Origin of the sequence: Chromobacterium subtsugae, from assembly GCF_001676875.1 — a bacterium.
Taxonomy (GTDB): Bacteria; Pseudomonadota; Gammaproteobacteria; order Burkholderiales; family Chromobacteriaceae; genus Chromobacterium; species Chromobacterium subtsugae.
This window is the reverse complement of the sequence record NZ_JYKA01000045.1, coordinates 1-1,377: the sequence shown is the minus strand read 5'-3', so window position 1 is coordinate 1,377 and position 1,377 is coordinate 1. Positions and strand designations below refer to the sequence as shown.

Below are 1,377 nucleotides of genomic sequence, written 5' to 3'. Positions count from 1 at the left end.
CCCGCAGGGCCTGTACTACGCCGGCGACGCCGACCAGCTGAGCCACTACGCCCGGCTGCGCCAGCAGGCGCACGACCTGCAGGCCAAACAATTCGAAGGCGGCGGCGCCGTCCGCGGCCTCACCGCCGGCCAATGGTTCCGCCTGGACGACCACCCGGCGCACGAGACCGACAGCCACGAACAACGCGAATTCGTCGTCACCGGCCAGACGCTGCAAGCGCGCAACAACCTGCCCAGCGAGCTGACCCAGCAACTGCGCGCCCTCGCCCCCAGCCTGCTGGCCGACAGCGACAGCCAGGCCGCCCCCTTCGCCAGCCAGATCCAGGCCCAGCGCCGCGGCATCCCGCTGACCCCGGCCTACGCCGGCACCGCCGCGGCCAAGCCCACCAGCCTCGGCGTGCAGACCGCCACCGTGGTCGGCCCCGCCGGCGAAGAAGTCCACACCGACGCCCAGGGCCGCATCAAGGTGCAATTCCACTGGCAGCGCCCCGACGAACACCCGACCATCGGCGCCGGAATGGACGACAAATCCTCCTGCTGGCTGCGCGTCGCCATGCCATCGGCCGGCGCCGGCTGGGGCCACCAGTTCATCCCGCGCATCGGCCAGGAAGTGCTGGTCGACTTCATCGAAGGCGACATCGACCGCCCCGTCATCACCGGCGTGCTGTACAACGGCAGCCACCCGACGCCCGACTTCAGCGGCGCCGGCTCGCTCCCCGCCAACAAGACCCTGTCCGGCATCAAATCCAAGGAACACCAGGGCGGAAACTATAACGAGCTGCTGTTCGACGACACCCCCGGCGAAGTGCGCGCCAAGCTATCCAGCGAAGCGGGCAAGACCCAGCTCAACCAGGGCTACCTCGCCCACCCAAGAAGCAACGGCAAAGCCCAGCCGCGCGGCGACGGCTTCGAACTCAGAACCGACCAGCACGGCGCCATCCGCGCCGCCCACGGTCTGCTGCTGTCCACCGAAGCGCAAAACGGCGCATCCGGCAAACAGCTGGCGCGCGAGCACGCGCAGAGCCAGCTCGACGCCGCCCTCAGCCTCTCCCAGGCGCTGGCCGAAACCGCCACCGGCCAACTGGCCGACAGCATGGAAACCGGCCCCGACGAAATCAGCGCGGACAACGCCAAAACCGGCAAGAAATCCCAAGGCCACCTGCAACACCACGCCGACGCGCTGAAGGCCTGGGAAGCCGGCAGCAACACCGACAAAGACGGCAAAACCGCCCAGGACCAAGCCGGCCAACAGCCGCTGCTGGTGCTGTCCGGCCCGGCCGGCATCGCCGCCCTGACCGAGCAGAGCCAGACGATATCGGCCGGCCAGAACCTCAACCTGGTCGCCCAACGCGACGCCAACCACACGACGGGCCGGCG

1 protein-coding gene is annotated in these 1,377 nt (G+C 69.5%); it reads left to right on the top strand.

Annotated features, from left to right (window positions below; all coding sequences use genetic code 11):
- Window positions 1-1,377: type VI secretion system Vgr family protein (locus MY55_RS22305; protein ID WP_157889416.1), on the top strand; the 1,377-nt coding region annotated here is incomplete at both ends.